We start from the raw sequence: 24016 nt of genomic DNA on the forward strand, positions 1-24016 counted from the left end.
CTCCTTTATACTCATTTATTCGATCTGAAAACTAGGAATTTTATCGTAGCTCTTCTTCATTTTTTCGTAGCTAAGCTTCAGCCGTTCACTATACTGCACCTGCTCCCAAGGCTGCCAGCTATATACCGGCAAAGTCTTCAGATCCAGGGTTGTCTGTTCACCCCCAGGCCAAGATACTTTCTTCGTGGCGCGGTCCGTTAACCATGGAATGAGAGTGACACCTTCCACAGCAACTGTGGAGAACTCACGTCCATTCTTGAGCGGTCCATAGTCGATCGCTTGCAGCGAACTCGGATCACCGAACCCAAGTAACATCCAGGGAATTCGCATCTCCACCTGATTGCCGTTATACTGCCATGCCGTTAATGAATCCGTGTCGGACTGACCGGGAGCTGTCGTTCCCCGTTTCAAAGTTCCGACCTTTTCATTCATGAATGGATGAGCAGATCGGGTATCCGGCGGTGTCATCCTGAGGCTGACTGCCAGATTCCATGGGTGGAACGGATCTGATGAGTCTGCCTGCTGATCTGGCAGCATGTCGTATCCTTCCTTGCCGTACAGACGCTGATTGAAGTCATAATCCTTGGCAATCTCCACCTGAGATTCTTCATCCTGCCCCAGTGTAATCACCGTCTCAAGACCATCACTGAGCGTTCGGCCCGGGAGTAACTTGTCAGGCTGACTGCCTCCAGCAAGTGTATCAGTCCCGATTCGCAGCACCGTCTGATCCGGGTCAAAAGGTTGATCCAAGGTCAGCCCAATATACAGATAAGCTTCATCATGGGTCATCTTCATTTCTTGGATGCCGTCCACTTGGCCCTGCCAGGTCGTAACTTCTTCATCCTTCAGATCATCCCAGTCATCCAGTGATCCGTCGATGGTCAACTGTTCCTGTTTACCCGGGTCCATGGCAAGCAGACCAAACATCTTCTCGTTTGTCAGCACGTTCAACCAATATGCACGTCGATCAGCAGGAATTTCCAGTGGCATCGTGTTCCATGTTTTTTTGAACCATTCATCCTGCCACATGAACACAATGGCTCCCGAATATCCCTCATCATAGATATCCTGCGTCAGTGACGCGTCAATATCTCCCTGCTCTACTTCGTTATGTCCACCCTGATTCCGGCCTCCCATACCCAGATGGGAAATACCAAGAGAAGAAGGTACGCCATACTCTGTAACCATTACAGGCATATCGGAAAACTCGGCTTTGAGTTTGCGCAGATAACTTTTGTACGTGTTGTACTCGCCATTCTCATCCTTGATGGTTTGGAGCGTTTTATCAATATGGAACAGATCCGGGTAATACGGGTACACATGGTAGGCTGCAAAATAACCTCCCTGCCACCCCTCAGGCTGAATATGCCGGGCATCCACACTGACGAGATCCTCTTCATACAGCGGCTCGCCGGGATGATCCAGCACATCGGTCGTTACCCAGTTGGTGAAGGTCATCGGATGCTCCCATCCATACTGCTTCTCCAGTACCGCCGTATGATCCAGCAGCTCTGCGAGCCAGTTCTCAAACGGTGATGCTTCTGGCGTAGCCGAGAAATGAACTCCCTTGTACTGCGGCACGTCCGCATGTTTCTCGTTTGTATTGTCTACCATCGCCGGGTCCCATTCCGTACCCACATGCCAGGCCATCAGATATTTCCCTGCATTTGTCTTGTATTTGCCGCTGGACTCTCCCTGCTTGGCCGGAATGTCCGCATCGCCATAGACAGCAGATACGGCTTTTTCAATCTCCTGCTTGAACGTCTGCTCAATATGGGCGGCGTAGGCATCCTGTTTCTCAATCAACTCTTCCTCAGGTGACCATATGCCCTGTATAAAATATAACGGTTGCTCCCGTCCACGGTTATATTCGACCAATGCGGTGTAGAAAATCGGTTCGTGAACCGTGTATACCCGAATAACATTGGCTCCCAGATCCTCGATCTGTTGGAACCACCGCAAATAATCCTCTTTGGTCAGCGGAAATTCTCCCGGGTAATGCCCCGGTGATGTTGCGCCCAGATTGACACCTTTGACGAACATCTCCCTCCACGTTCCATCCGGCCCGTATTCCATGAACCGGTCTCCATCGGTCTTGAATTTCATTTCCGTGCCGTTCTCCGCTGTGTACGTAACAAGCTTGGGTTGCATATAGTGCCATCCGGCAAATATCCCGCCGGTCACCACCACTGCGCCTGTCAACACCGTTAATAACCAGCGTCTTCGTCTTTGTCTGCTCATGTCGTTAGATTGCTCACCTCTCTAATATCATCCTGCTTCAACATCGAATGGTCCAACATGAAGTTTACGAATCATTCCGCTTCGGATGTCCGCTTGGTAGAGATGTCAGCGGTGTAGTTCTCACTATAGCGCTAAGACTCTGCATTTGTAACTAGGCTGATGGAAGCAAACATGAAATGGAACATTCTGCCCATGATTCGTAAAAAGCGCCATCAACGGGTACCCGAAAGCCTTCAGGGTACATCTGATTCCCGAACACTAATACCTGCTTGAATCGCATGGTTTGGATACCGTGCTGATCTTGCAATTCTGGAACCTTTATTGTTATGTGCAACGCGGGTACAGGCAACGTTTGCCGTTAGAACGCATACACCATTAAACGCGAGTTATATTTTAAAGTTGCGGACGTTTTTACAGTATTAACCATAAAGATTACAAAATTGATACTATAGTCTGATAACGCATCAGCGATATTCCGCGTCACATCAAGGTTTTCTGAAAAGTGCAGAAAACCAAAAAAGGACATCAGTCCCCCTCTATAGGACTGTACCCATTTATAACCCTTTTACAAAAAGCGAAATGAACGCCCGGTCATCACCCTCAAGTCACGGATCTCTCACATTAAATGTAAAAAAGCACATCTTATTTCCTAATTTCTGACTCTAATATGGTCTTAGGGCAATTGTGTCCAATTTGCAAAATAATTCCGGTTGCCGCATTTTAAATTGTCAGATATGCTTATAAAACAAGAACACTTGTTCCAAACTGTAAATTAAATGTTAAATAACGATATTCAAATGAAGATAATCCATGGTGAACAGAGTACCGCATCACGAATAAGGAGAGAAGTCTTATGTCCCGCCAAGACAGACGTGTCATCATGCTGGCTGACTGCCAGTCATTCTACGCCAGTGTGGAGAAGTCTGCACATCCCGAATACAAGGACCTCCCCCTCGTAGTCGCGGGAGACCCGGCCCGTCGCTCGGGTATTATTCTCGCAGCCTGTCCACTCGCCAAGTCCTATGGAATTACGACAGCAGAACGACTAGGCGAAGCACTCGCCAAATGTCCGGATGTCGTGGTTGTCCGCCCTCGGATGGCTGAGTACATTCGGGTGTCCCTTCATATTACACGCATCCTTCAGTCTTACACCGATCTGGTAGAACCCTATAGTATTGATGAACAGTTTCTCGATGTAACCGGAAGTCTGGAACTGTTCGGCAGTCCCGAGACGATTGCTCGCAGCATACAATCCAGGGTGATGGAGGAGACGGGTGTATACATTCGGATCGGCATCAGTGATACCAAGGTCGTTAGCAAGATGGCCTGTGACTTGTATGCCAAAAAAGTCCCAGGAGGCATCTGCACGCTGCCCCGCAAAGACCTGCCAACAACCATCTGGAAGAAGCCTGTACGAGACATGTTCATGGTCGGTTCCCGCATGGCGCAGCATCTCTACAAGATGGGGGTCCATACGATCGGTGATCTGGCCCAGACCCCACTGTCCCGACTCAGAGAACGTTGGGGTGTGAATGGCGAGGTACTATGGCGTATCGCCCGCGGTATGGATGATTCCCCGGTCAAACCCGGGACATATGCTAATCAGCAGCAGGGAATTGGACATCAGATGACGCTGCCCCGGGACTATGACTCGTGGGAAGATATCAAAGTGGTCCTGCTTGAACTGGCCGAACTCGTCAGTCGACGTTCCCGGGACAAATCACTTATGGGCCATGTGGTCTCGGTTGCATGTCGCGGACAGGATTATGATCGACCAACCGGATTCTCCCGTCAGATGAAGGTCAATGAACCCACCAACATTACGGACGAAGTATACGATGCGGCAGCAGCGCTGTTCCTGCGCCATTGGGACGGACTACCCATCCGCCGCATCAGCGTGTCACTGACCGGACTTGTACCCGATTCTGAAGTTCAGCTGTCCTGGTTCGATGACCGTGAACGCAAAAGAGAACTGGAACGTGCGACAGATGATATCAAGCGCAGGTACGGAGATACTGCCATTATGCGGGCATCCTCCCTCTGCTCGTCCGCGCAAGCCCATGAACGTTCTCATAAAATTGGAGGTCATTATAAATGAGTAAAAAACTGCAGCAAAACGGTATCTTCGAATCCTCACGCATGATGCTCCCCGAACACCGGGAAGCCTACATTCTTCATCAGGAACAACTTGCTCCTCGTACCCGCCCATCTCTGGATGCCCAGGCCGCGGAAGAAATGTCCCGTCTGCTCAGCAACTCGATGATGCTTGGAGATAGAGTCACCATTACGTTGTTTCACGAACATGACGATATCCGTTACACGGGACAGGTGCTTCGGCTGGACCGTCCTGCCCGTACCCTCAGACTACGGATGGAAGATGGGTCCCGGGATATTCAGATGAACCTCATTACAAATGTGGCCCAAGCCAATGACTGAGGGCGTTTATACCTACCCCAGTGTTGTGGATTCTCCATGATAGGTGCACCTTAGTCGTTACATTCAGGACTGTCTTCCTACACATCCTGATGAATACCAAAAGCAGCCGACGAAACATACCCAGGCCATTTACTTCGTTCAAAAGAAGTAAAATATCGGATACGTGATTCATCGGCTACTTATAAGGGTATGGCTTTTTTTTAAAACTTTTTAGAAAAAGCTCCAGTCGAATTCCTTGGACAGACGCTCAAGCAGATGCACGCCTGCAAGGCTGTTACCTTTGCGATTCAGAGCGGGTCCAATCACTCCAATGCCGAACTGTCCCGGTACCAGAGTCAGAATCCCTCCGGAAACCCCACTTTTGGCGGGCAAACCGACTTCAATAGCGAATTCACCTGACGCATTATACATCCCACAGGTCGTCATGAAGGTTTTCGCAATCTGTACATACCGACGAGGGATGAGTTCTTCACCCGTAATCGGATCGGTTCCATCGTAAGCCAGAACCAGCGCCATGCGTGCCAAGTCCGCACAGGTCACTTCAATGGAACAATGACGGAAATACACGGCAAGTACATCTTCCACGTCATCCTTGATCACACCATTATGCTTCAAGAAATATGCCAGTGAACGATTCAGGTGACCACTCTCCGACTCGGACTTGAATACATCCTCGTTATAACCCAACTGATCATTATGCGCGAGCCTACGGAAGAACTCCAGGATGCGCCGTGATTTCTCCTCTTTGCAATCTCCTCCAATGAGGGAGGACACCGTAATCGCGCCGGCATTGATCAACGGATTGAACGGAATTCCGGGTTCAACCAGTTCAAGCTTGATCATCGAGTCGTAATCATCGCCTGTAGGTTCTTTTCCTACATTAAAGAAGACTGCTTCTTCTCCATGATCCATTAAGGCCAGAATTAAGGTGAAGACTTTGGAGATACTTTGCATCGTAAATGGCACACCGCAATCCCCTGCCGACACATGATTGCCTTCGGCGTCCATGATATGTATACCCAGCTCATCCTGAGAAGCTTTGACAAGCTCCGGGATATAAGAAGCGACTTTACCTTGCCCTGTGTGCAACCGACTGGTCTCCAGCCACTCCGGCAGTAAATCATTCAGACGCTCCATGATTGTATTGCTCATATGTCATCTCCTCCACATCTCTATATGTACCTCTTGCATGAAATGTGCATGGTGAGCGCCCATATCATTAATGAGCAATGAGCTCCATCCATCCCATGCAAGATGCCTCATATGTCTGATTACCCGCAGAACAGTTACTTTACCGCTTCATTTGAAGATCTAACTCCAAAATCTCACCAGGAAGACCATCATAATCGCCTGTCCAGGTGGATACAAAGTTCTGTCTGGTTAAAATCTGGCGGGAAGCGACGTTAGACGGATCGATAACAGCATAGAGCGATCCAATCCCTGCGGCCTGTGCCTGGATAATCAACCGTGACGCAATGGATGTGCCTTGGCCTTTGCCCCAATGTTCGGGCAGAATCATATAACCTATTTCGGCCCGATTCGGGTCTTTCTGATCTGGAATCAGTTTGGCATAGGCTACTCCCGCACCTTCTTCACTGAATACTCGGTAATGTCCACATGTGGAACGTTCATTAAACTCCAGCATGGATTTGAATTGCGTTCTCGCCTCTTGCTCCGGTATTGCCCGTTCTGTAATCTGTTTCATCACTTCCGTATTGGAAACCAATGCGTAATAATCGTCAAAATCAGGTTGTGTGTATTTAATGAATTTCATGATATGCCTCCTCTGGGGTACATAACTTGGTCTTGGTGTTGTTGAATTCACCTAGAGTATAACAGAAGCGAATGATGGAATGCACACAAGGCCCCCCACTTGCAGGCAGCCGGATGGTCCAAAAGGCCAACAGTCTGACCAGCAATTTGGCAACAGTAGATACCAAAAAGCGGCCTCATCTGGAGACCGCTTTGTATACTTTGTTTTTAATTTGCTTTTTAAGATGAAGAAATATTCTCTGTTCGGTGCTTCCAATGCGTGCTATTAGCTTGCCCGTGATGAAGGCTTAAGGTTCATCTGTTTTTCACGTTGACTTGCACGACGACCTTGACCTGGAGGGGTAATGATCAGTGCGAGCAACAGGGAGACTGCACAGAGTACGGCAATCACGATGAAGGTTAGATGAAACCCGCCCAACAGGGCGCTGATGAATGATCCTGCCAAAGCACCAAATCCAAAGCCCTGATAGATCACGCCATAGTTTTTGCTCTGATTTTTCAGTCCGAAGTAATCAGCCACAATCGCCGGGAATACCGTAATGTTACCGCCGAAGCAGAATGCAACGGCCGCCACACAGGCGAAGAAGATCCCGAAGGTCAATGGAACCAGACTAAGTGTCATGACAGCTACAGCTGTCACCAGCAGTGCACCAGCGATGACTTTCATTCGTCCTACTTTGTCCGACAGCGCACCGAGAATAATACGTCCTGCCGTGTTAAAGATCGCAACCATGGCCACTGCGTTGGCAGCTGTAGCTACATCTAGACCTGCAAGCTGTACACCGATGTCTTTGACAATACCGATCAGATAAAGACCGCTCATACACGCCGTGAAGAAAATAACGAACAACATGTACGCTTCTTTTGTACGTAGCATCTCTTTCACCGTGTATTCCTGACGCGCCACCACTTGTTTCGGGCCATTCTTGCTTGCCGGAGCCTGTTCACGAACAACCGCCTCACGGATCAGGAATGATCCGGCAACCACCAGAACCAGAACAATAATGCCCCAGTACATAAATGCCTGAGCAGGACCAACGGCCCCGATCAATGCCGAGTTCACATATTTGAACAATAAACTACCGGTACCGAAGGCGCCGACTGAGATCCCCGAGATCAGACCTTTACGTTCCGGGAACCATTTGATCAGATTGGACAACGACGTAATGTACGCCGTACCATCTGCAAAACCAACGACAAATCCAGCCAAAATATACAGCAGAGTTAATGAAGAGACTTGGGAACTTAGAATAAGACCCAGCCCAAGCACAACCCCGGCCACACGGATCAGGCGCTGAAGTCCCCACCGTTCCTGCAACCGCCCTGCAAACAATGTGGCAAATGCCAAAGCAAAACTGGTAATTGAAAAAGTTATCGCGACCGAGCTGACGTCCCATCCGAAACGATCAGACAGCGGTTGATTGAATAAACTCCACGTATAGATGGTTCCAAGACCCATTTGTACAATGATAGTCCCCAAAACAATAAGCCAGCGGTTCATATTTGTAGGTGCAGATGTTGATTTAGGTGCTGATGAAGCGGATGAAATAGCTGCTTTCATCGTGATCTCCCCTTTGCCGATGTCATATACATGAATGCGTTCACAAGGTAATCATACATGAAAGGGGATTCATTACACCGTTTTGAGCATGAGTTGCATCAGATGCGGAATGAAATGCTTCTAGATGCGCATGAGTTGCCTGAACTCTTTGACCTTCCCGCGACTTACGGGTACCTCAGCTTCCAGATCACGCAGGCGAAGCAGGTACGTATTATTGAACCAAGGTACGATTTCACGGATTTGCGACAGATTTACAACGTACGAACGGTGGCAGCGAAAGAACGTATCCTGTGGCAGACGGCTGTGAAAATCCGATATGCTCACTGGCATGGTAAACTCCCCATTTTTGGTATATACCTTCGTCACTTTCTCTTGCGCTTCCGCATAGTAGATATCTGCCGTATCCGTAACAATAATATTGTCATTCCGCAGCAGATTAATTCTTCTGTTGGTATGGGAATTCGTATCTCGTACCAGTTCACCGTGCGCGGCAGATCCATCTTCCATAGGGGCTGGTTCATCCTCAACATATTGCTCCACTGGCGCATGATCGCGCTTGAATGCTATCTCCAGCTTATGGAGCATCGCAGCGATTCTCTTCTCGTCATAAGGCTTCAAAATATAATCAAATGCCTCCAACTCAAAGGCTTCTGCTGCATGTTCCTTGTACGCCGTAGTAAAAACAATATAGGGTTTTGTTGCAAACTTCCCAATATGATGGGCCAGCATCATGCCATCCAGCGAGGGAATATTGATATCGAGGAAAATGACATCCACTTCTTGTTCCTGCAAAAATTTCAGTACATCCAGCCCGTCTTCAAGGCGATCCACCACCTCAATCTGGCTATGTTCCTGGATTAAGTAATTCAATTCCTCGCTTGCCAAAATCTCGTCTTCCACAATAAGAGCTCTCATTGATCCATCATCACCTTGTTACGACATCTCCTTTGGGCACATCAAATAAAATATCGGTTCCTTGTTCCAGCCTGGTAATGGTTACACCTTGTCCGTAAATAAGCTTGACCCGGCGATGCACATTATACAGCCCGATCTGGTTACCAGGCATACGGTCATGGTAGACCCGTTCAATAATATCTGCACTGATACCTGCCCCTGTATCGCTGACACTAATGCGAACAAACTCCGGATAATCCTGTACCCGAATTCGAACAGTACCCGGTCCTTTCACCTTGAGAATGCCATGAATAATGGCATTTTCGACGAGCGGCTGGATGACAAGACTCGGAATATGCACCGCGACCTCATCAATCTCATAGATTACATTCAGTCGGCTGCCAAAACGCGCTTTCTCAATCTCTACATAATTACGAACCTGCTCCAGTTCCTTATGAATATCAATTAACTCATCCGACAGTTCCAGATTGTACCGCATGTACCCAGATAGATTCACAATCAGCTCCCTAGCACGATCCGGTTTGGTTCGGATGGATGAAGCAATCGCATTTAGCGCATTAAACAGAAAATGAGGGTGAATGGTTGTCTGTAATGCACGCAGCTCCGCTTTGTTGGCAGCAGCCTTGATCTCCTCTACCCGCGATACCTCCATCTGGGTCGAGATGATCTGCGACAGACCTACAGCCATCGTTTGCAAAGGATACGTAATTTTATAGGCTTTGCGATAATATATTTTGAGCGCACCTGTAATTTCTCCTCGTTCTTTAAGCGGAATGATTAACAACGAGTGGATATCCGGTGTTTTCTCATCAATGACATCATTACTGATTGTAATCTCCCCGCTAGATATCGTCTTCTTGGTCATCTCACTTATAATTTCATTGCCAATATGATATCGTTCCTCACCAAATCCTACATATGCCAGTACATTCCGGGTATCCGTAATCGCAACGGCATCTGCCTGAATATCCTCCTGAATAATCCGGCAGATTTTGCGCAGAGAATCCTCGTCAATGGAACGGAAGTACGGCAAGGTTTTGTTGGCAATCTCCAGCGCGAGCTTCGCCTGACGAGCTGCAATCATTTCCTTTTCCCCTTCAACACTCTGCACCAGGAGCACAATTAGCCCTATGTTAACTTCACCCAGAATCATGGGCAGCGCAATCTTGGAAACAATATCTGCACCCAATGGATCGGGATAGGAAAATAGCAGGATCAGTAACATCGTGAGCGCTTCACAGATCATACCTGCACCAATACCAATAATCCATCGCTTAGGCTTGGGCGTGTACTTATGTATATATCCGGATACCAGACCCGCCAGGATACTCGTGATTAGACAAGGTATAGCTGTGACACCATCCATATCGATCAAATACCGATGTACACCTGACACAATCCCCGTAATAATACCCACAGGCGCCCCGAACAAAATACCACCCGATAGCACCGCTATAATGCGGACATTCACCAGTGAACCTTCCACATTAATGCCCGTATACGTTCCGAAGATGGCAAAAGCACAGAATAACAAGGTAACCGCAATAGACTCCTGCCACCTTAATTTCCCCTTTTGCAGAATCTGCCTAAACCTCGGCACCCTCGACAGAAAGAATAAAAATATAATCAACAGCGCCGCCCGTTCAAATAAACCAAGCAGCATCGTAAACATCTCCAATCGTACTTCCTCCACATCTGTCTGAAAATAAAAGGCATGTCTCATTGTAATGCCAATCCGCCACAACATCTATAAATTAACTCTGATTCACACAACTAACTTGTATGCAACAGTTTACCGCTCCCCCTGGAGGAAAGCAAAGTACATCCTGTGACAATCAAAAAAGGGAATATGTGAAGATCAATCATCACCTCATATTTCCATAAAATCAACAAATCCAGAAATTCCTATGATATAATTAATGACTTGTCATGTTATTCCAATTGGTCAAAAATTAATTACAGAAAGGTGTTCAAGCATGCTTGCCATTATACTCCTAGGTTCACTTCTGCTTTTTAGTCTAATATGGCTTATCCTGTATGGTGTCTCCAGACGATCGAACGATCCTGATCGCTCAACAAGACTTGTCCTGCAAATGATTTTATTTATTTCAATCCTGGTCTTACTTGTGCAAGACTATATCCTGAAAGAATTGCCTTCCAATAGCATTATCATTGTAGTTCTAATCATAACTTTAATCATCTCCAGCTCTTTTCCTGATCAAAGTAAGAGGGCAACAGATAAAATTACATAATCATTCCATTTAATGCCCAACTAAAACCTCCATCATCCCAACTGCTCTCCACCACAAAAAAAGGGTGTTCCATCATGTCATACATGACTAGTGGAACACCCCTTCCTAAATTACCAAACAATCATTCATGTAATTTGGTTTTTCTAAAATGAACTCCAGCTACATAGTAACGGAGAGTGCAGAACCAATCTGAAGAAGCGAAGCGTGCGCCTTTATCCCCGGATTTTACCCTTTAGAAAAGGGGATCAAAAAATCCGGGGATAACAGCGATCGGAAGATGGTACTGCACTCGTAGTGGCCACGTGTAACACCCTGTAGTTCATTTTACCCCACCCAACATTACATCGAATCCCTACCTAAACATCCCCCACAGCTTAATCAAATGAAACGTATTGTTCGGATCAATCTTCTGCGCGAGTACAAACGCAACAAACTGCTCCTCCTGTGCCGCAGAAAAATTCTCATTCATAATGACTGCTGAAGACTTGACCAGCCTTCTGACCTTGGCCTTATCTTGCAGATCAGACTTGGTCACCCCATCAATCAACTTTTTGATACGCTCTTTAACTGCGGGGTTTTTCATCTTTAGTTTGATCCGCTCCACCAGTTGCGGACTAATTCCATATTGTTGGTAACCCAAAACGTATAGCACCTCCCAAAGAATGAACTCACTTCTTATTCATATGTCGGGAGGGCTTGTACACTTGTCTTTTTTTACAAAGGTAATATGAAAAACCAGCTATCAAAGCAAGCTTTAGTCAATCAGATCACCCTTAAATACTTGCTGTTGCTGTAGGAAATCACGCAAAGGTGCGTAGTCCACAGATGTCCAGAAATTTACTTCCGCAATCAACTGGGATACATCATCTCGGGCTTGTTCCAGCACAGCAAAATCGGCAACCATATCAGCAAGACGGAACTCGGGCAATCCGCTCTGTTTGGTACCAAAGAAATCACCCGGACCCCGGAGATCGAGGTCCCGACGAGATACCTCGAATCCATCCTCCGTTTCCGTCATGACCTTCATACGTTCCTGTCCGACCTCTGTCTTGGGATCAGCAATGAGTACACAATAGGATGCATGGGCCCCACGACCAACCCGACCACGAAGCTGATGCAGCTGGGACAGACCGAAACGGTCCGCATCCATAATGACCATTAACGTGGCATTCGGCACATCGACCCCGACCTCCACAACGGTGGTGGAGACCAGCAGCTGAATATCATTGCTATAGAAGTCACGCATCATCTCTTCTTTCTCCGCAGCCGTCATCCGTCCATGCAGCAGACCTACACGATATTTCGGAAAGTTCTGCTGCATCTGCACATGCAGATCAATCGCATTCTGCACATCCAGCTTCTCCGACTCTTCAATGAGCGGACAGATCAGATAGGCTTGACGCCCTTGATCCACTTCTCTGGAGATAAACCCGAGCACCCGCTCCATCATATCGTGCTTGACCCAATACGTGGAGATTGGAATCCGTCCCTTCGGACGTTCCGAGATGGTGGATACTTCAATGTCACCAAAAGCCGTAATTGCCAGTGTCCGTGGAATGGGCGTAGCCGTCATCGTTAACACATCCGGGTTGTATCCTTTGCGTCGTAAAACGCTGCGCTGATTCACCCCGAAGCGATGCTGCTCGTCCGTCACCACAAGGCCCAGATCACGGAAGAAAACATCTTCCTGAATCAGGGCGTGTGTGCCGACCACGATATCCATCATGCCCATTTGCAACGACGCGATCAGATCTTTACGTTTACGCCCATTTACACTGCCTGTTAACAGGCCTACAGTTACCCCAAACGGTTCAAACAGCTTTTGCAGTGAACGCATATGCTGCTCCGCCAGAATCTCTGTAGGCACCATCAGAGCCCCTTGAAAACCGGATCGAACAGTCGTGTATAGCGCAATTGCCGCAATAACCGTTTTACCCGATCCTACATCACCCTGCAATAACCGATTCATTGCATAAGGCGAACGCATATCATGCAGAATTTCAAGCTCCACCTTTTTCTGAGCATCTGTCAGTTCAAATGGTAAACTGCGTACAAACTCACGAATCGTTGTATTGTCCGTGGTATGTACCACACCATCCATCCGATTCCGGTTGAGCGCACGATACGCCTGCATTTTCAGCTGGAACAGAAACAGTTCTTCATACACCATCCGCTGTCTGGCCTGTTGGCCTTCCCGGTTGTCCTGTGGACGATGAATTCCCGCAATCGCCTGCTTTCGCGGCATGAAGCTGTATTTCCTCATCAAGGACTGGGGCAGAATCTCGGGAATCATATCTCCGAATTGGATTAATCCCTGATTGATCGTTTTGCGCATCCATTGTTGCGTCAGCTTGCCGGTTACTGAATATACAGGTTGCAGTGTACCTGAACGCCCATCGCCTTTATCGGGAAACTCCGAGTCGGTAACTGTCATCTGCATGCGTTTTTGTTCCCACTTCCCCGTAATCACAATCTCACGATTGGGCGTAAGCTGTTCTTTGAGAAAATGGCGATTGAACCAGGTCGCTGTAATCATCCACTCTTCCGTCATGATCTTACAGGTGAGACGGGACTTTTTGCCGTATCGTTGTAATACAGGAATGCCCATCACCTGTCCCTGGACCGTAATCTTGTCCCCATCCTTCACTTCACTAAGCGAACGCAGACGATAGTCCTCATAACGGAACGGATAATATTCAAGCAGGTCTTTAACAGTAGAGATGCCAAAGGCGTGAAGCTCTCCCTCTTTGAGAGCACTCACGCCGTTAATTTGCTTAACAGATATTTCTTCCAATTTCATGTCTAATCCCTCATTCCGGAACAGGCCACATAAAGATCGCAATGACACCAGGTCCAACATGACTGCCAATTACGGCTCCAATATTGGTATAGATCACTTCATTCACTGTAAAATGACCACGCAGCTGCTCTGCACAAGCGATCGCTGATCCCGGGTCAGCGGTATGACCTACCGCGAGGTTAACCCGTTTGCCTGCAAGATCCTTCTGGAACAGCTCAATAATGCGTGCCATTGCCTTTTTATGACCTCTGACTTTCTCAACTGCGTAGATAACGCCTTCTTCATCAATAGACAGGATCGGCTTAATGTTAAGCAACGTTCCCAAGATGGCTGAAGCTTTGCCAATCCGACCGCCTTTTTGCAGATACTCAAGGGTATCCACGAGAAAGAACAATTTACGAGATTTTTGCATCTCTTCAATGGCAGCAGCGATTTCGACTGCTGACTTCCCCTGTTCGGCAAGTTCAGCAGCCTGTACCACCATTAGACCGTATCCATACGATGCTGACTTCGAATCCAGCACGGTGATGTCACCCTCACGCTCCAGCAAAGACTTGCCAAGCATGGCCGATTGGTAGGTACCACTCATGCCGGACGACAGGTGGATGGATACAATCGGGCGTTCCGGGTTCTCATCCAGAAGTGATTGATATACATTCATGAAATCAGTTGGAGAAGGCTGTGAAGTTGTAGGCAACACAGAAACCTTCTTCAATTTTTCGTAGAACTGTTCCGAAGTCAGATCAACGCCATCTGCATAAGTCTCTTCACCGAACAGAACGCGTAACGGAACAATATGAATCCCGTATTTGCGAATGAGTTCTTCGGGAATATCCGCCGTACTGTCTGTTACTATCGCAACCTTGTGGCTCATGACTCTCCTCCTCTTCGCCAGAGTGCTATTGGTACCTGTTCAAAAACTCAATAAGAGACGTTTTGAACAACCTTTATTAGGACTCTACGGAGAACAAATAATAATACACAGGCTGTCCTCCACGATGTGCCTCTACCTCAGCATCAGGATACTCTACTTCAAGCCATGCAGCGAGGGCAGCAGTAACCTCAGGGTCAGCTTCGTCCCCTTCAAGGATCGTCACCACTTCATCTCCGCTCTCCATCATCTGCTTGAGCAGACCTTCACATGCTTGAAGCATGACTTCATCCGTCGCTACAATTTTGGAGTTATGAATACCAATATAGTGTCCCGCCTTGATATCCAATTCATCATATTGCGTATCACGAACCGCATGAGTTACTTGACCGGACTGTACCCGGCTGATGGCCTCCAACATTTGGTCACGGTTCGTTTCCGCAGACTCATCTTCCTGGAATGCAAAAGCAGCAGCCATTCCCTGTGGAATGGTCTTGCTCGGAATAACCGTAATTCGGCGCTCATCTTCAAGCAGTTCACGTGCCTGCTCCGCAGCCAGTACAATATTCGAGTTATTCGGGAGTATGAATACCTGTTCCGCAGCAATGGAGCGAACGGCTTTTACAAAATCTTCCGTGCTCGGATTCATCGTCTGTCCACCGGACAGAACAACATCGACGCCAAGACTTTGGAAAATCTCTGCAATACCCTCACCGGAGGATACCGCAATAAAACCATACGGTGCCATCTCATCTGCAGGAAGCACAGCTTCTTCCATACTGCGTGCTGCCTCAGGTGGAATCTCTGCAAACAATTCAGGTGATGGAGCAATATCCATGCCTGCTGTCAGGAGATCCCGATGCTGTTCACGCATATTGAGAATATGAATCTGTGTAATCTCACCATAATGCAGTGCCAGATTCAACACATCGCCTGGAGTTTTGGAATGGACATGAACTTTGATAACTTCATCATCGGCAATGATAATGATCGAATCCCCGTTAACTGACAACGCTTTCCGGAATGCCTCATCATCAAATGCCACTCCTGCGTTCTCTCCAAGTTCACGATTAATGAAGAATTCCATATCATACAGGAATTCAATATCCTCCGTTTCCAATCTCGCCTGCGCAGACAATGGCATCTCCGGCGCAATCACCTGCTGTTGTGCAGGCTTCTTGATATCCACTTCTGCCGGTGCAGCCGGTTTCAAAGCAGATGCTGCCACGGATGGGGTTACTTCTTTGTTCAGCGAAGTACGATTCACACCGTCACTTTGCAGCAATACTTCCATAAAGCCCTCGTAGATATATACAAGCCCCTGACCACCTGAATCCACAACACCCACCTGTTTCAGTACAGGAAGCAATTCCGGAGTCATGGCCAGTGCTTCTTTTGCTTTTAACAAAACTTCATTCATTAATTCAGTAATATCATTCGTCCGTCTTGCGTAGTAGTTGGCATGTTTCGCCGCTTCCTTGGCTACGGTAAGAATGGTCCCTTCAACGGGTTTTACGACTGCTTTGTAAGCTGCGTCAACACCGTTCTGAAGGGCTGCTGCAAATTGGAGCGTATTCAGTTCCTCATAGGGAGCAGCTGAACGACTAAAACCACGGAACAATTGCGACAGAATAACTCCTGAATTCCCCCGTGCGCCCATAAGCAGGCCTTTCGATAGAATACCGGCAGCTTCGCCGATGGAGGCAGAACTTTTTCTTTTAATCTCTGCGACTCCTGCACTCATTGTCAAATTCATGTTCGTTCCCGTGTCACCATCCGGCACAGGGAAAACATTCAGGGAATTGACGTGCTCTGCATGCTGTCCAAGTTGTTCCGCTCCGGCAAGTACCATAGCGGTGAAATCTGTTCCATTTAAAGAACGTATACTCAAGTGAGAATTCCCCTTCCTAGCTTGATACACGAACACCTTGCACCAAGATGTGTCTGGTCTGTTCATGCGCTAACGCGGACTGCGTTATTCTTCGTCCATACCTTGTCCGGCACAGGCATACAATACAACATGTCAGCCGGATTAACGGTCTGGGCGGCCGGGCTACCAATATCCTGCACTCTCTGCACCCCTAACTTCGGGGCATACGGATATGCACCGGTATCAAGAGCCGGCATGAATGCCGCGTGGAGACTGGTGCCAATGATGGAATGCCGCAGCTCACAGCGTTGCCAAAAAGCAGACCACCGACCTCTAGGTACGGTGTATTCTCCGACTTCCTCGCGGCAACAGCCTGTTCACCACTGTATTATGGACTACTCAACATTGTACTATATTAGGCAGGAGAAATAAATAAAGTTTTTGGATCAGTTGACGAAGCTTTTTTGATTATGATATTATATTCAAGTATTGTTTTATGCAGGTTAAGTAATGGAAATGATCCGGTCATGCCGGCTTAAACAACGCCATTAGCTACTGAAGCCTGATCTTTAGGATCAGGAAGAACAATTTAGTCCTTATGGAATGACTTTTCGTTTCTGAAGGCAACTGGTTATTTTAGGATAGGAGGTGTAATCTATGTCTCGCAAATGTTATGTGACAGGTAAGAAACCGGGCACCGGTAACCACGTATCCCACGCTAACAACCGTAACCGTCGTACTTGGGGCGTAAACGTTCAGAAGGTCCGCATTCTCGTTGACGGCAAACCAAAACGTGTATACGTAAGCACCCGTGCACTGAAAGCCGGTAAAGTGACTCGCGTATAATCACGCAAAGCTACTATAAATCGGGTAAGCAAAAAGCACCTTGTTCCTTGCAGGTGCTTTTTTGGTATTCAAAAAAGTGATTCTTGAATACACTCTTGAACATGTGAATGGCCGCCGCATGGCGCTTCGCAGGTACGAATTCCAGATTAGCCTGAGCCAAAGCGGCGGTATTCCCTGTTACCTTATCAATCGGATCAGTTCTTTTGAAACGTATTAAGAATCGCCTTTACAAACCCTCCCAAAAACTTCGGCAGTTTGAATGTGTAAAATTTCATAATTCACCCTCCCCATCATGCTCATGCGTCCGCCGTATCCTATGCTTCAGGCCTTCTTTACCTCAAACACGACAAAAAAGGCTACATGAGAAACCTGCTCATGTAACCATATTTATGCGGAACCATCGATCCCTATTCCACAATGACAAGCCCGAAGATCAGGTCATTTACGTTTGGGTAGGAATATATTGATAGGCAGCGATCATGAAAACACTCATTAGATAATACAGTATGCCGAAGATAACAAAAGTAACCCGATGTCCCGTACGATCAAATTTGCGGAAATACATAATAACAACACCCACCCCGATCAATGACGTAATGGCATTATACGGGGACTGAATAACCGCAAACAGAGCAAGCACAAGTCCCGTTACGAGACTCGCAGCCATCGTCCACAGCGTCTCCTTAAGAGTCATCAATTAGCCTCCGTAGCTACGGCGAATTTCAGTAATCGCTGCAGCACGATCTTCACGTCCAAATACGGCACTACCGGCAACGAGTACATCTGCTCCAGCTTCCACCACAAGCGGGGCTGTGTCGGCAGCAATTCCGCCATCCACTTCGATATGTACATCATGACGTCCCTTTTCATTTAACCAGGTACGAATTTGCTTGATTTTGTTCATGGTACCCGAGATGAAAGCCTGTCCGCCAAAACCAGGATTCACCGTCATAACAAGAACCATGTCCACATCATCCAGAACTTCAAGAATGGCAGACGCCGGCGTTCCCGGATTAAGGGCAACTCCTGCTTTCACTCCCTGTTCCTTGATCAGATGAATAACGCGGTGCAGATGCACACAAGCCTCAGCATGCACGGTAATGACTGCTGCACCGGCTTTGGCAAATTCCTCAACATAACGTTCCGGATTCTCAATCATCAAGTGCACATCGAGCGGCAAGCTTGTATGCGGTGCGATCGCCTTTACAATCGCAGGTCCAAGCGTAATATTAGGGACAAAGTGACCGTCCATAACGTCAACATGGATCCAGTCTCCTCCTGCAGCTTGGGCTTCGGCAACTTCCGCACCAAGGCGGGCAAAATCAGCTGATAATATCGATGGGGCAATTTTAATCATGTTAATACCTCCGCTTCTTATCTTTCATTTCGGTAAGGAACTGCACATAGTGCTGATATCGGCTTTCGGAGATTAGACCTTCCTCCTTGGCCGCGAGCACACGACAACCTGGTTCATGGGTATGGGTACACCCCCGGAACTTGCACTGATCTGCAAACTGGGCGAATTCCCGGAAACACGTGGAGAGTTCCTCCACACCAATCTCCAGAAAGTCCAGTTGGCTGAACCCTGGCGTATCCGCCACAAATCCACCATTATCCAAGGGGATAAGTTCTACGTGCCTGGTGGTGTGTTTCCCTCGTCCAAGACGCATGCTGATCGCACTCGTCTCCAGCGTTAGGCCGGGCATCAATGCATTTAACATGGACGACTTGCCTACACCGGATTGACCAGAGAATACGCTAATCTTGCCAGCGAGGCGATCTCTGAGCAGTTCACTGCCTTCACCGGTACGTGAACTTGTGGAAATCACTTCGTAACCAACCTGTTCATACAATGCTTTCACTTCAGCAACAGTGTCTTTGGCTGGATCAGCCAAATCCTGTTTGGTCAGCACAATCAGAGCATCCAGACCAGCCTGCTCGATGTGAACAAGGAACTTGTCCAACAAATTCAGGTTCATATCCGGTTCTTTCACCGAGAATAACAGAACAGCCAAACTTACATTGGCCACTGGAGGACGGATGAGTTCCGTCTCACGCTTCCGGATTTCATCCACCGTTCCTTCACCGTTCTCCGTCAACATGTAGCTGACGCGGTCACCTACAAGCGGTGATGTTCCCCGTTTTCTGAAGATACCTCTGGCTCGACATTGAACGGCGGAACCTTCAACCGAAGGAACCCCGTTGTCTTCCACTGGCATGACATAATAGTAACCGCTTAGCGCTTTAACGATGATACCTTCTGGCATAGCTCCGTCGCCCTCCTTTTGATGGTGGTACATTTAATCCAGACGCCAGCATAAGCCGCCCTTATGGACGGCTTGATGCGTTAATGACTTCCTTTTTCTTCTTCTCTTTTTCCTTGCCGGGCTCCTTACCCTTATTCATGGCAGAAGTGTCTTCATCTACGCTGTCACCTTCACCGTCTGCCGGTGTGGACTCAGGCTCACCTTCCTGATTGGGGTCACCACTGCCCTCATCAACACTGCCTTGGCCTGGATCAGGCTCATTTTCTGGCGGCGTCTGCGTGTTTGGTTCCGGGTCAATGGAGGGTACGTTTACTGTTCCGTTTTTGGCTTCACTGTAGGAGACGAGATACGTATCCAGGAACTGTCCATCACGATATACAGACACAGCCCCATTTTCATTTGGAGCGAGCACAAGCGGAATGGTCAAGGTCTGGGTTGAGTTCACGGTGCGTGTTCCCCATTCCTGATTCTTGCCGCGTGCGTCTTCATACGTGATACGAATTTTACTGTTTTTACCATCTTCTTTGGGTGATACATTGATATTAAACGGATATTTCAGCGCTTCAGGCGGATACCCTGTACTGATAAAGATTGTAATCTTATCGCCAGGATTAACCTCTGTGCCCGCTTCCACAGGCCACTGCTGCGTCACTTTCCCCTGATCCACCGTATAACTTGATTCTTCCTGCACCTGAGCAAGCACAAGTCCAGCAGATTTCAGTTTTTCTTCGGCTTCACTGCGGGTTAAATTTTTCAAATCAGGCATTTTGACCGTTTCAGTGCCTTTACTTACGGTTAGCTCAATCTGAACGGCCTCTGGATCGAATTCCTCATTGACGCCAGGGGTCTGGGAAATAACAGAACCTGAAAGCACATCATTAGAGAATTCATCTTTCCGCTGAATCTGATCTTCCTTAATGCCAAGCGCAGTCAGCTTCTTGACAGCCTCATCATAAGTTTCCTGTTTGACATCAATCATCTTCACCAGTTCTTTTTCTGCACCAACACTGAGTTGGACCTCAGAACCTTCTTTGACGACATCGCCTTCTTTTCTGCTCTGGTCAAACACAATACCGGGTTCGACACCCTCCTGATAGAGACGGATGACCTCATCACTGACCACGAGTCCTTTCTCCTCAAGCATTTCGCGAGCTTTTTCTTCTGTCTGGGTGATCACGTTAGGCACGGTAACTTCAGGTACAACCAGCATACCTTTGACATACCATACAACGCCCACCATGGCGATTAGAATAAGAACGGTTAATGAAATGAGTAATGCTGGTTTTTTCCAGTTCTTAGCTTTCGCTTTACCCTTGCCAGTTTCTTCGTCAGACTCCATCACTGGCACCGCACCCGTCGACGTAACTCCGCGCGGTTCAGGCTTGATCGCTGGCATAACGCGGGTCTGGTCTATATCATCCTCATCCGGAAAATCAATCTTCGTTTCATTACGTCTCTCCGGCATCAGGCAAGTTTCCAGATCAGTCTGCATTTCCTTGGCCGACTGATAACGTTCCTGCGGATTTTTACGCATGGATTTCAAGATGACATTTTCCACACTTTGCGGAATCAATGGATTGAATTTGCGTGGTTCATCGAACTCTTCCTGCAAATGCTTCAATGCCACACTGATTGGACTTTCACCCAGAAACGGAAGTTGCCCAGTAAGCATTTGGTAAAGTACGATCCCAAGAGAATATAAGTCCGATTTTTCACCAGTAACGATGCCTTTGGCATGTTCCGGTGAGAAGTAATGTACAGAACCAACTACTGAACCCGTCTGCGTAATCGTTGTAGATGTAACTGCACGGGCAATCCCAAAGTCCGTTACCTTCACGCGGCCATTCCGGCCAATTAATATATTATGCGGTTTGATATCCCGATGAATGATTTGATTATGATGTGCATGATCAAGAGCATCTGCAATCTGTGATGCAATGCGGACCGATTCGTCCACTTGCAGAGGCGCACGCTCTTTAATAATTTCATTCAGGTTTTTGCCTTCCACATACTCCATGACAATATAATGAACGTCATCTTCCTGCCCCACGTCATAAATGCTAACTACATTCGGATGAGACAGTGATGCTGCCGATTGTGCTTCTCTGCGGAAACGGCGAATAAACTCTTCGTCATGCACAAACTGTTGTCTTAGAACTTTAATCGCTACATTCCGGTTCAACAGAAGATCCTGGGCTTTGTACACAAGAGCCATGCCGCCACCGCCGACACGCTCAATCACTTCATAGCGTCCGCCTAGCTGGTGCCCAATCATGACTCACACCCCGTTTCCGTATCCACGGAACCATCCTTCTGCAACTCGAACAAGGCAACCGTGATGTTGTCGTCTCCCCCAGCAAGTAAAGCCAACTGAAGCAGTCGGTCTGCACGATCTTCGAGTGCCAATTCCAGATTGCCGGCAACCTGAATAATCTGCTCATTGCTGACCAGGTTACTGAGACCATCACTGCACAGGAGAAGAACTTCGCCTTCCTCCAGCTTGACGGTATCCAGGTCTACCTTCACCTCGGCATCTGTTCCGAGTGCACGAGTTAACACGTTGCGACGTGGATGATGGGACACATCCTCTTTGCTAATCTGACCGTTTTTGAACAATTCATTCACCAGTGTATGGTCCTCGGTTAGCTGGATCACAGCTTTGTTCGCAATTTTGTAGGCTCTGCTATCCCCGATGTGTCCAATAACACCTTCCGTATCGTTCAATAATGCCGCAACCACGGTTGTTCCCATGTTGTGATACTTGTCATCTGTGGATGCCGTGCGGAAGATAACTTCGTTGGCATGCAAAATAGCATCGCTTAGAGCTGCAGACAGAGACGCATGTGACAGACCTGGTTCCAGTGTTCCCAAATCTTGTACCAACGTCTCCACTGCCAAGCGGCTTGCCGTATCCCCTGCAAGATGTCCACCCATGCCATCGGCAACAATACCCAGAATATATCCTGTATCCAGATTACGAATCCAGGCTGAATCTTCATTCACCGAACGCACTCGTCCGATATGGCTCACATGAACTGTTTTGATCAAAACGTTCTCACCTCAACTCCATATGCTTTGCACGAAGCTGACCGCAAGCGGCAGCAATATCATGTCCCTGTTCACGACGAATGGTTACATTAACACCCTGTTCCGAGAGAATCTTCTGAAAATTGAAAATGTCGCTTCTCGATGTTCTTACGTACTTGCGTTCAGGTACATGGTTAACCGGAATAAGATTCACGTGGCATAACATGTTCTTAAGCACACTTGCCAGTTCCGCTGCATGCTCTGGCTGATCGTTTACGCCACCAATCAGTGCATACTCAAACGTAATTCTCCGACCTGTTTTGGCCAGATAATAACGAAGGGACTCCATTACGTCTTCAAAAGGAAAACGACGGTTAACCGGCATCAATTTCGAACGAAGTGCATCATTCGGTGCATGAATCGAAATGGCGAGGTTAATCTGTGTATCTTCATCTGCAAACTTGTAGATGTTCGGAACAATTCCGCTCGTTGATACCGTGATGTGACGCTGACCAATGTTCAATCCTTTTTCATGAATCATGATGCGCAGGAAAGTCATCGTTGCTTCATAGTTTTCGAAAGGTTCACCCGAACCCATGATTACAATGCTGCTGACACGTTCGCCGCGTTCATCCAGAATTTTCTGAGCCTGTACAACCTGGGCAACAATCTCTCCAGCCGTAAGGTTACGCTTGAGTCCACCCAATGTAGATGCACAGAACGTACAACCAATACGACATCCAACCTGCGTGGTTACACAGATGCTGTTCCCGTAGTTATGCTTCATAATTACAGTCTCGATGGCATGATCATCATGAAGACCAAAGAGGAATTTAACCGTTCCATCCTTGGATTCAAACTTTGTAATTTCCTTAAGCGTTACGAATTCAAATTGCTCTGTCAGCTTCTCACGCAATGGCTTGGACAGATTCGTCATTTCACTGAAATCATTCACGCGTTTTACATAAATCCAGTCAAAGATTTGACCACCGCGAAACGCCGGCTCCCCATTCTCCACAGCCCATTGCTGCAATTGTTCCAGAGAATAATCATATATAAAAGGTTTCATTTTGTTGTCAACACCTATTCCTTCTTTTCTTTTCGTTTGGCTTCCTTCTTTTCGTTCCATTCGTCCTATTCTATCACAAAGACCACGT

General features: G+C 47.6%; 20 protein-coding genes. 3 read left to right on the top strand and 17 right to left on the bottom strand.

Features of this window, described 5'->3' with window-relative positions; translation table 11 throughout:
- Positions 1–15: 15 nt before the first annotated feature.
- On the bottom strand, positions 16–2241 hold the full coding sequence (locus MKY85_RS20065) for a hypothetical protein (protein WP_342570618.1): 2226 nt from the start codon (positions 2239–2241) through the stop codon (positions 16–18).
- 853 nt (positions 2242–3094) lie between these two features.
- Here MKY85_RS20065 and MKY85_RS20070 point away from each other — a divergent pair.
- Both MKY85_RS20070 and MKY85_RS20075 read left to right on the top strand, forming a co-directional pair.
- The gene (locus MKY85_RS20070) at positions 3095–4339 is read left to right on the top strand and encodes a DNA polymerase IV (protein ID WP_339235648.1); all 1245 of its coding nucleotides are present in this window, start codon (positions 3095–3097) and stop codon (positions 4337–4339) included.
- Positions 4336–4677 carry a YolD-like family protein gene (locus tag MKY85_RS20075; protein ID WP_339235650.1) on the top strand — a complete coding sequence of 114 codons (342 nt, stop codon included), beginning with the start codon at positions 4336–4338 and terminating at the stop codon, positions 4675–4677. Before MKY85_RS20070 ends, MKY85_RS20075 begins: the two co-directional genes overlap by 4 nt.
- 210 nt (positions 4678–4887) lie before the next feature.
- On the opposite strand, the gene glsA is transcribed toward MKY85_RS20075, so the two are convergent.
- From glsA to MKY85_RS20120, 9 genes are all read right to left on the bottom strand, one after another.
- On the bottom strand, positions 4888–5829 hold the full coding sequence (gene glsA, locus MKY85_RS20080; protein ID WP_342570619.1) for a glutaminase A: 942 nt from the start codon (positions 5827–5829) through the stop codon (positions 4888–4890).
- A 139-nt stretch (positions 5830–5968) separates the two neighbouring features.
- Positions 5969–6451 (bottom strand): GNAT family N-acetyltransferase, encoded by a 483-nt coding sequence (locus tag MKY85_RS20085; RefSeq protein WP_342570620.1) that lies wholly within the window; start codon positions 6449–6451, stop codon positions 5969–5971.
- A 264-nt stretch (positions 6452–6715) separates the two neighbouring features.
- Entirely contained in the window at positions 6716–7951 is a 1236-nt protein-coding gene (locus MKY85_RS20090) for an OFA family MFS transporter (RefSeq protein ID WP_342573435.1), read from the bottom strand.
- Positions 7952–8131: 180 nt separating this feature from the next.
- Complete coding sequence (locus MKY85_RS20095) at positions 8132–8926, bottom strand: LytTR family DNA-binding domain-containing protein (protein ID WP_339235658.1); 795 nt, start codon at positions 8924–8926, stop codon at positions 8132–8134.
- 10 nt (positions 8927–8936) lie between these two features.
- On the bottom strand, positions 8937–10589 hold the full coding sequence (locus tag MKY85_RS20100) for a sensor histidine kinase (RefSeq protein ID WP_339243138.1): 1653 nt from the start codon (positions 10587–10589) through the stop codon (positions 8937–8939).
- 941 nt (positions 10590–11530) lie between these two features.
- On the bottom strand, positions 11531–11818 hold the full coding sequence (locus tag MKY85_RS20105) for a stage VI sporulation protein F (RefSeq protein ID WP_278299015.1): 288 nt from the start codon (positions 11816–11818) through the stop codon (positions 11531–11533).
- 114 nt (positions 11819–11932) lie between these two features.
- Positions 11933–13978 (bottom strand): ATP-dependent DNA helicase RecG, encoded by a 2046-nt coding sequence (recG, locus tag MKY85_RS20110; protein ID WP_339235664.1) that lies wholly within the window; start codon positions 13976–13978, stop codon positions 11933–11935.
- Between the two features lie 10 nt (positions 13979–13988).
- Entirely contained in the window at positions 13989–14852 is an 864-nt protein-coding gene (locus MKY85_RS20115; protein WP_339235667.1) for a DegV family protein, read from the bottom strand.
- Between the two features lie 76 nt (positions 14853–14928).
- The gene (locus MKY85_RS20120; protein WP_342570621.1) at positions 14929–16740 is read right to left on the bottom strand and encodes a DAK2 domain-containing protein; all 1812 of its coding nucleotides are present in this window, start codon (positions 16738–16740) and stop codon (positions 14929–14931) included.
- 636 nt (positions 16741–17376) lie between these two features.
- Here MKY85_RS20120 and rpmB point away from each other — a divergent pair.
- The gene (rpmB, locus tag MKY85_RS20125) at positions 17377–17565 is read left to right on the top strand and encodes a 50S ribosomal protein L28 (protein ID WP_017687459.1); all 189 of its coding nucleotides are present in this window, start codon (positions 17377–17379) and stop codon (positions 17563–17565) included.
- 194 nt (positions 17566–17759) lie between these two features.
- Here rpmB and spoVM read toward each other — a convergent pair whose 3' ends face one another.
- The 7 genes from spoVM to rlmN all read right to left on the bottom strand — a co-directional run bounded on the left by spoVM (position 17760) and on the right by rlmN (position 23928).
- Entirely contained in the window at positions 17760–17840 is an 81-nt protein-coding gene (spoVM, locus tag MKY85_RS20130) for a stage V sporulation protein SpoVM (RefSeq protein WP_019424875.1), read from the bottom strand.
- Between the two features lie 167 nt (positions 17841–18007).
- A complete protein-coding gene (locus tag MKY85_RS20135; protein ID WP_105410212.1) occupies positions 18008–18259 on the bottom strand; it encodes a hypothetical protein in 252 nt (83 codons plus the stop codon).
- Positions 18260–18262: 3 nt separating this feature from the next.
- Positions 18263–18922: a ribulose-phosphate 3-epimerase gene (gene rpe / locus MKY85_RS20140; RefSeq protein WP_017687456.1), complete on the bottom strand. Its 660-nt coding sequence runs from the start codon at positions 18920–18922 to the stop codon at positions 18263–18265.
- Position 18923: 1 nt separating this feature from the next.
- Complete coding sequence (gene rsgA, locus MKY85_RS20145) at positions 18924–19832, bottom strand: ribosome small subunit-dependent GTPase A (protein WP_339235672.1); 909 nt, start codon at positions 19830–19832, stop codon at positions 18924–18926.
- Between the two features lie 61 nt (positions 19833–19893).
- Positions 19894–22107, bottom strand: coding sequence for a Stk1 family PASTA domain-containing Ser/Thr kinase (pknB, locus tag MKY85_RS20150; protein WP_339235674.1), 2214 nt, complete (start codon positions 22105–22107; stop codon positions 19894–19896).
- Positions 22104–22880, bottom strand: coding sequence for a Stp1/IreP family PP2C-type Ser/Thr phosphatase (locus MKY85_RS20155; RefSeq protein WP_339235676.1), 777 nt, complete (start codon positions 22878–22880; stop codon positions 22104–22106). The genes pknB and MKY85_RS20155 overlap by 4 nt, the downstream gene beginning before the upstream one ends.
- A 7-nt stretch (positions 22881–22887) precedes the next feature.
- A complete protein-coding gene (rlmN, locus tag MKY85_RS20160; RefSeq protein WP_036614609.1) occupies positions 22888–23928 on the bottom strand; it encodes a 23S rRNA (adenine(2503)-C(2))-methyltransferase RlmN in 1041 nt (346 codons plus the stop codon).
- Positions 23929–24016 lie beyond the last annotated feature (88 nt).

This window comes from Paenibacillus sp. FSL R5-0749 (genome assembly GCF_038595085.1).
Lineage (GTDB): Bacteria > Bacillota > Bacilli > Paenibacillales > Paenibacillaceae > Paenibacillus.